Source organism: Galactobacter sp. (genome assembly GCF_022712295.1).
In the GTDB taxonomy this organism is placed as follows: domain Bacteria; phylum Actinomycetota; class Actinomycetes; order Actinomycetales; family Micrococcaceae; genus Galactobacter.
Window position 1 is genome coordinate 1 of the sequence record NZ_JALAGT010000136.1, and the last position, 7,279, is coordinate 7,279.

Consider the following 7,279-nt stretch of genomic DNA (forward strand, 5'->3'; position numbering starts at 1 on the left):
ACGTCGAGAACGAACTCAATGGCCGGCCCCGCAAACGGTTAGGATGGCATACGCCCGCGGAACACATGCGGGAGCTCATAGGATCCTGAACACCACCGGTGTTGCAACAACCGCTAGAAACCGCCCACCGTAGTTGTGGTTTCGAACCGTTGTTGTGCCGACGGGCCAGCAGGATCACACGAAGGCCGAGACCCCCGTCAGCGCTCGGGCCACGATCAGTGAATTGATCGTGTAGGTCCCCTCGTACGTGTAGATGATCTCGGCGTCCGCCATCAGTTTCGCGGCGATGTGTCCGGGTTCCGTCACGAGTCCGTTGCCGCCGTGCAGATCCCGGTTCAGCGCCGCGGCCTCACGGGTCAGGCGGGTGCAGGTGGCCTTCGCCATGGCGGCCTGCGCCATTTTCAGCCGACCGTCCTCCTGCAGCCTGGCCATCTGGATCATCATGCCCATGGCGGCGGTTGCGTTCCCGCCGATATGGGCGATCTGGCCTTGAACCGTCTGGAAGTGCGCCAGCGACCGACCGAACTGTTCGCGGCTGCCTGCGTAGTCCCGGGCGTCGTCCAGCACCGCGTGGGCCAGACCAACGGCCTGCCATCCCACCCACGCTCGTGAATCCAGCAGCAGTTCGTTCGCGGTGTCGAAACCGTCTCCCCCGGGCAGCCTGTCCGCTTCAGGGACGAACACGTCCTCATAGGCCAGGTCAGCGTTCTGCATGATCCGCAAACCCAGTTTGGGCGTGATCTTCGAGGACGTGAACCCTGTTGAGGTCGGTCGGACGAGAAAGGCCTTCAGTACGTCGTCGGCCTCGTCGCGGGCCCACGTGATGACCACGTCAGCCACGGTCCCCATCCCGATCCAGCGTTTGGCGCCGTTGAGGAGCCAACCACCGTCCACGCGTCTTGCCGTGGTCGCCAAGCCTCCGGCCACGTCGGAACCGTGCTCCGGCTCGGTCAGGGCGAAGGAACCAGTGGCCTCGAATGCGGTCAGGCGTGGCAACCATTCCTCACGCTGAGCGCCCGATCCGAGGCGGTCGATCATCCCGATCACCAACTCGTTGTGGATCCCGACCAGGGCGCACAGCGAGACGTCGGCGCGGGCCACCGTGGCGTAGACGAGGCCCTTGAACAGCCGCGAGGTCCCGTCCAATTGCAGACGTCCCAACCCCAAGGAACCCGCCAACCGAAGCCAGGAACCGGGCAGCTCCTCCCGGTTCCAGTATTCGGCCGCCTCGGGACCGATCTTCTGCTGAAGTGCTCGGTCAAGGTCGATGAGCCGCAGGCGTTCGTCCTCGTCGAGAATCTCGGCCGCCCCCAACAGGTCGCGGGACCCCTCGGCGAGCAACCAACTCTTGGGGGAGTCCCCGGCACCGGCGATCCCTGTGCGGCGCGAGCCCGGCGCCGGGGCGGTCCCGGGAGGTCCGGGATGGGGCGACGGTTGCGGTGACGAGTGGGCGGAGGGGTGCCCGGCACTCACGACGCGCTCCCGGTGGCCTCGCGGATCCTGTCGATGATGGCGGAGAAGTCCAGCCCGGCCCCGCCGGTGTCGCGGAAGTCGCGGTAGATCTCCTCTGTGTGACGCCCCAAGGCGGCCGATGTGCCGGTGGCCTCGATGGCGGCGAGCGCCAGACCCAGGTCCTTGGCCATCAGCGCCGACGCGAATCCTGGGGCGAAGTCCCGATTGGCGGGGGAGGTGGGGACCGGCCCGGGCACGGGGCAATTGGTGGTCAAAGCCCAACACTGCCCTGAGGCGTTGGAGGCCACGTCGTAGAGCGCCTCGTGGGAGAGCCCCAGCCCCTCACCGAGGACGAACGCTTCGGCCACCGCGATCTGGGAGATGCCGAGGATCATGTTGTTGCAGACCTTGGCCGCCTGCCCCAGCCCGGATTCGCCGCAGTGCACCACGCGGGAGCCCATGATCTGCAGCAGCGGTTCCACTGCAGAGAAGACCACCTCCGGCCCACCCACCATGAAGGCCAGCGTGCCGGCCTCGGCCCCGACCACCCCGCCGGACACCGGGGCATCCGCAGCGGGGCGTCCCGATTCAACGGCCAACCTGGCGGCCTCGCGGGCGTGCTCCACCGAGATCGTGGAGCAGTCCAGCATGATCGCACCGGGAGGCGCGGCGGAGAGCAGCCCCGGTGAGCCATCCTCCCCGTCCCGGTACGCGGCGAGCACGTGCTCACCCGCTGGGAACATGGTCAGCACCACGTCCGCGTCCCGCACGGCGGTTGCGGCGGATTCTGCGGTGTTCAGGCCCGCAGATCGCGCGGCCTCGACCGCGGCCGGAACCACGTCGAAGGCCGTGAGCCGGATCCCCGCCTGGACCAGGTTCTTGGCCATGGGCAGCCCCATGTGGCCCAGTCCCAGGAAGGCCACTTTCTGATCAGGAATGGTTGGTGTACTCATGACTCCTCCTCATCGAGGTCCGCCCGGAAAGGGTTGGCTCCGGACAGAATTCAGCTCAGTGCGGCGTTCACCGGTGAGACGTCGAGCGGCAGGTTCGGCAGCGGCGCAAGGTGGTCATGACCGGTCCCCGGGGCCACCTCCTCCAGCGTGGCGGGCTCCCAACGCGGATGGCGGTCCTTGTCGATCACCTGCGCACGGATCCCCTCGGGGAAGTCGTGCCCGGCCAGGAGTCGCGCCCCTACGCGCCACTCGTTCTGTAATGCTTGCTGCAGATCGCCCTCGGCACCGGCCCGCACCGCGGCCAGCGCCACGGTCACGGACGTGGGCGACTTGGAACGGATTACCTCGGCCTCCTCGGTGAGGCCTGCGGCCTCCAAGGACTGCACGACGGCGGTGGCCGGCCGTCCGTCCCCGTCGGCAAGGCGCCCACCGGGGGCCAGCCCGTACGCGTCGTCGAGCATGGCCCTGCGCGCAGCGAGGCCGGAATCCGGCGCCGCGCGCGCGTAGCGCGGCAGAACGATGTGGGGCCCCTCCGACTCCAGGCCCTCCAGGACCTTGGGCAGGGACTCGGAGGGGACGAACACATCCGCCAACCCGAGGTGGATGGCGTCCCCGGCGTCCAGGTGTGCACCCGTCAGGGCCGCATGCGCGCCGGTGGCTCCCGGGGCGTGGCCCAGCAGGTACGTCCCGCCCACGTCCGGACTGAACCCGATCTGCGTCTCGGGGAGCCCGGATCGCGTGCGTTCGGTGACGACCCGGTGGCTGCCGTGGGCGCTGAGACCGATCCCGCCGCCCAGCACCAGACCGTCCATCAGCGCGACGTAGGGCTTGGGATACCGGGAGATCAGCAGGTTGAGGCGGTACTCATCCCGCCAGAAGTCAAGGGTTGCGTAAGGTGTAGACGCGGTGCGATCCGGACGGGTCATGTCCTCGTGGATCGCCACGATGTCGCCACCGGAGCACAGGCCGCGCTCGCCGGCCCCGGTGATGGCCACACGCTCCACGGTGTCGTCCTTGGCCCAGGCCACCAGCCGTGACCAGATCAGGTTCACCATCTGATGGGTCAGGGCGTTCACCGCGCGGGGTCGGTTCAGGGTGATGAGACCGAGGCCGCCACGTACTTCGAAGAGGACGGGGTCTTCGGCTCCGGACGGTTCGGTCATGACGCTCCTTGCGTATCAGGCGTGGTGATCGGGGTCACCTTCTCCTGTCACGGTACCTGGTCATTCCGCTGCCGACCTGTTGCCTGCCACACTGGTTGCATGACCCAGCACCCGAATGGAGTCCCCGTTCCCGGCTCGTTGCTGCAGCACGACCTGCTGGTGATGCAGCAGATCACCAGCTTCAACAGCAATGACATGACCATCCTGGATCCGTTCGAGGCACCCATCGGCCACGTCGTGACCAAGGGATCGGGCGCCGCACGCTTCCTCATGGGGTCCCGCGAGCTGGATCTCGTTGACGGGGACGGGACCCCACTGGCGCACATCTCCGACACCATCACCTTCGGCCGCGACCGCTTCGAGGTCACCTACCCCGACGGTGCGCCGCTGGCGCAGGTGCTCAAACGAATGGCCTTCTTCACCACCAAGGTGGAGGTGAACGTCGCGGACGGGTCCCAGCTGCAGCTCAACGGCAACATGTTCGGCTTCGACTTCCGCTTCATGCTGGGTGAGTGGGAGATCGCCTCGGTCTCCAGGCAATGGGCCGGGATGTCCAAGGGCCTCTTGGGGCATTCGCGCTATGCCATCCGGATGCGTAGCGACGCGCCCGATCCCGTGCGCAGGGCCATCATCTCCTGCTGCGTGGTGCTTGACCTGATCCGGGAGAAGGAAAACCGCTGACCGCAGTCCGGGCTCGGGAGGCGGCTCAGATCGAGGCCACACCCAGCGCCACTGTCCCGGCCCAGACCACGGCCACCACCACCGCGTCGCGCACTCTCAACGTCTGGGCGTGGTGCGTGGTCCGGGTGGGGTGGGCCCCGAATCCTCTGGCCTGCATCGCGATCGCCAACTCGTCTCCGTGCCGGAACGCCGCCATCAGCAGCGGCACAACCAGCCGGGTTCCGAGCTTGGCCGCACGCCAACGGGAACCACGCGAGCGCAACCGGGCCAGGGTCCTGGCCTGCGCCAGATCGGTCCGGATCAGGGTCACGAAACGCGACCCCAGGCCCACCACGTCCAGCACCCGGTACGGGGCACGGGTGTCTCTGATGAGGGTGTCCGCGACCACCCGCCAGCGCACCCACGCCACCGTGACCACGTAGAGCGCCAGGATGACGACCACGCGCAGCCCGGCTCGGAGCGCGGACAGGGCGGCCCATTCGGTGGGCTGCAGCGGTAACCAGACGATCCGCGGCCCCGGTGAAGCGCCGTCTGCTGCGGCGGGTAAAGACAGCGCGAACCCGAACCACAACATGGCCGTGGCCACCGCGCCGGTCACCAGCACGCTGGTGCCGAGCCGCGGGCTCCGCACGAACGCGAGCACCAGGACGGCGGCCGTCACCACCAGTGCGAACCAGAGGTCCGTGGCCAGCAGAGCGAAGACAAACGCTGGCAACGGTAGCGCAGCCACGGCCAGTGGATGCAGCCAGGGGCGCGGTGTGGGAGGGAGCGGCGCGGTGTTCACCAGACCACCCGCCCCTCGGTCACAGTGAGGACCCCCGTGGCATGAGGCAGCCAGGGATCGGGGTCGTGCGTGGCGATCACTGTCACCCGATTGCGGTGGCCGTCGCGGACCAGCTCCAGCACCCGAGCGGCCCCGGGGCGGTCCTGAGCGCTGGTGGGCTCGTCCAAGAAGAGGGCGGCGGGGTCGCCCGCTATCGCGAGCGCCACGGCGAGCCGTTGGCGTTGGCCGCCGGAGAGCGTGAGCGGGTGGGCGTCCGCGAGGTGTTCCAGACCGGTCGCGGCCAACAGTTCGTCGATGCCACGGCCCTGGGTCGCCGTGGCCAGCTCGGCGCGCACGGTGTCGGTGAACATGAGCGATGCTGCGCGCTGGGGTGCGTAGCCGATCCCGGCGCGGACGCGGGCTCGTTTCCGCGGCCGGATCCTGCCGCCACGGTGCGGCAGCTCGGTGGCGAGCGCCCGCAGCAGGGTCGTCTTGCCGCTGCCGTTGTCCCCGGTGAGCAACACAAGCGAACCCGCCGGCAGGTCCAGGTTCACGCCGCTGAGCACTCGGTATTTCCTGAACCCCACGTCCAGGCCACTGACCGTGATGCCCGACGTCGCGTGCCCGGCTGCCCCGTCAGCCCCGTCGGCTGCGCCGTCGGCCCCGTCGGCCCCGTCGGCCGCCGCGTCAGTCCTGCCTGCCGTGTCCGGTCCCTCGGTGGCGGTGGCCTCCACGGCCGTGGGGCGCGGGGTGGGCCATGTCCGGGGAGGTCGTAAACCCAGGTGGTTGGCCTGCGTGGCATGGTCGCTGAAGATCGCCTCGACGGTGTCATCGAGCACCACCGACCCGCCGTCGAGAACGATCATCCGGTCCGCACCGAGGTGGGCGTCCGGGCGATGGTCCACCGCGATCACGGTGAGGGGCCGCGCGGAGGCGGCCCTACGCCGTCGGGCATCATCCAACGCCGCGACGAAGGCGGCGGTGGCCGCGGAATCCAAGGCGCTCGTGGCCTCATCCAGGACCAACACATCCGGGTCCTGCGCCAGGGCGGCGGCCAGCGCGACGCGCTGTTGTTCGCCGCCGGAGAGCCGCATGACGTCGGCTGCAGGGTCAACATGGGCCAGCCCCACCTGAGCCAACAGGTCTGATGCACGCTCGGCGGACAGGTCAGCAGGCAAGCGGGTGTAGTCGGGGCCGGAGGTGACCTCGTCCAGCACGCTGACACGGTGCAGTTGCACATCGGGGCGCTGCCACACGGCACCCACCAGGGAACTGACGGACTCCGGATCCGTCCGGCTCAGGTCGGTCCCGGAGATCTCCACCGTCCCGGTCACCGTGGCGTTCGTGGCGCGGGCCAGGGCACCCACCAGGGCCAGGGCCAGTGTGGACTTGCCGGACCCGGTGGGGCCGGCCACGAGCGTGTATCCGCCTGCTTCGAAGTCCAGATCCAGGTCCGCGAGGATTCGGGGCCTCTGTGCGGAGGCCGCGGGGCCAGATGATCCCGGCATGGCCGGGTAGGTGACGCTCAGCCCACGGACCCGCACCGCGTGCCCGCTCAGCGGGTCGTCCCCTCGTCGGCGACGACGGCGGTGGCCGCGTCCGGCCGGTACCCGGCCTTCAACAGGCCCAACACGATCAGGTGCGCCAACCAGCCCCAGAGCGCACCCGTGACGATCCTGATGGCCAGCCCGAGCAATTGCAGCGAATCGGGGAGGTCCTGGAACTCCTGGATAGTGAACATGGCCGAATAGCTGGAGGCGCCGGCCAGGATTCCGGCCGACATGGCCCACCACAGGCCGGCGCGGTCCCCGGGCCGCAGGCCACCCTTGGAGCGGCGCGCCAACCGGGCCAGGGCGAAGACGATCTCGACGCAGACCGCGGCGACCAGGGCCATGGTGCCGACCCCGATCGCGGTGCCGACCAGGCCGGTGATCAAGGCCGGTCCGAAGCGGGGGATCAGCAGCGCCGCGACCAGGATCATCAAGTACCACGGGATGAGTGCGGAGGGGGAACCGAACCACGGGGCGGTGGACAGCGTCAGCCAGCCCACGAAGCGCCCCAGATGGATCATGACTCCGGTGAACGCTCCGAGCACCACACAGACCAGTAAGGACCTGGTGGTGATCCCCATGAAGGATCGGCGGTTGAAGGATCGGCTGTCACGGGATGTCTGACTCGGTGAGGTGTTCACAGCGCTCCTGCGGACGTCGGCGGTGGCGGTGGCGGTGGCGAGGTCAGAATTGCGCAATCCAGATCTGACCTTATTG

At 68.8% G+C, this 7,279-nt stretch carries 6 protein-coding genes and 1 pseudogene; 1 reads left to right on the forward strand and 6 read right to left on the reverse strand.

Features of this window, described 5'->3' with window-relative positions:
* Window positions 1–174 precede the first annotated feature (174 nt).
* Genes Q0A15_RS10225 through Q0A15_RS10235 form a run of 3 tightly spaced genes read right to left on the reverse strand, consistent with a single transcriptional unit; the run spans window position 175 to window position 3,568 of the window.
* Entirely contained in the window at window positions 175–1,473 is a 1,299-nt protein-coding gene (locus Q0A15_RS10225; protein ID WP_291279428.1) for an acyl-CoA dehydrogenase family protein, read from the reverse strand.
* Window positions 1,470–2,405: a 3-hydroxyisobutyrate dehydrogenase gene (mmsB, locus tag Q0A15_RS10230; RefSeq protein WP_291279429.1), complete on the reverse strand. Its 936-nt coding sequence runs from the start codon at window positions 2,403–2,405 to the stop codon at window positions 1,470–1,472. Before mmsB ends, Q0A15_RS10225 begins: the two co-directional genes overlap by 4 nt.
* 50 nt (window positions 2,406–2,455) lie before the next feature.
* The gene (locus Q0A15_RS10235) at window positions 2,456–3,568 is read right to left on the reverse strand and encodes an enoyl-CoA hydratase/isomerase family protein (protein ID WP_291279430.1); all 1,113 of its coding nucleotides are present in this window, start codon (window positions 3,566–3,568) and stop codon (window positions 2,456–2,458) included.
* 99 nt (window positions 3,569–3,667) lie between these two features.
* Here Q0A15_RS10235 and Q0A15_RS10240 point away from each other — a divergent pair, with 99 nt between their 5' ends.
* Window positions 3,668–4,249 (forward strand): hypothetical protein, encoded by a 582-nt coding sequence (locus tag Q0A15_RS10240; protein ID WP_291279431.1) that lies wholly within the window; start codon window positions 3,668–3,670, stop codon window positions 4,247–4,249.
* 25 nt (window positions 4,250–4,274) lie between these two features.
* Here the strand turns inward: Q0A15_RS10240 and Q0A15_RS10245 are convergent, their stop codons facing one another.
* The 3 genes and pseudogenes from Q0A15_RS10245 to Q0A15_RS10255 all read right to left on the reverse strand — a co-directional run.
* Window positions 4,275–5,033, reverse strand: a complete 759-nt coding sequence (locus tag Q0A15_RS10245; protein ID WP_291279432.1) for an energy-coupling factor transporter transmembrane protein EcfT — start codon at window positions 5,031–5,033, stop codon at window positions 4,275–4,277.
* The gene (locus tag Q0A15_RS10250; protein WP_291279433.1) at window positions 5,030–6,520 is read right to left on the reverse strand and encodes an ATP-binding cassette domain-containing protein; all 1,491 of its coding nucleotides are present in this window, start codon (window positions 6,518–6,520) and stop codon (window positions 5,030–5,032) included. Before Q0A15_RS10250 ends, Q0A15_RS10245 begins: the two co-directional genes overlap by 4 nt.
* A 47-nt stretch (window positions 6,521–6,567) precedes the next feature.
* A pseudogene (locus Q0A15_RS10255) lies at window positions 6,568–7,279 on the reverse strand (hypothetical protein); the annotation flags it as partial.

Coding starts and splice junctions, on each gene's coding strand:
- mmsB (WP_291279429.1), bottom strand. CDS start 2,405: ATGAGTACACCAACCATTCCTGATCAGAAAGTGGCCTTCCTGGGACTG.
- Q0A15_RS10235 (WP_291279430.1), bottom strand. CDS start 3,568: ATGACCGAACCGTCCGGAGCCGAAGACCCCGTCCTCTTCGAAGTACGT.
- Q0A15_RS10240 (WP_291279431.1), top strand. CDS start 3,668: ATGACCCAGCACCCGAATGGAGTCCCCGTTCCCGGCTCGTTGCTGCAG.
- Q0A15_RS10250 (WP_291279433.1), bottom strand. CDS start 6,520: ATGCCGGGATCATCTGGCCCCGCGGCCTCCGCACAGAGGCCCCGAATC.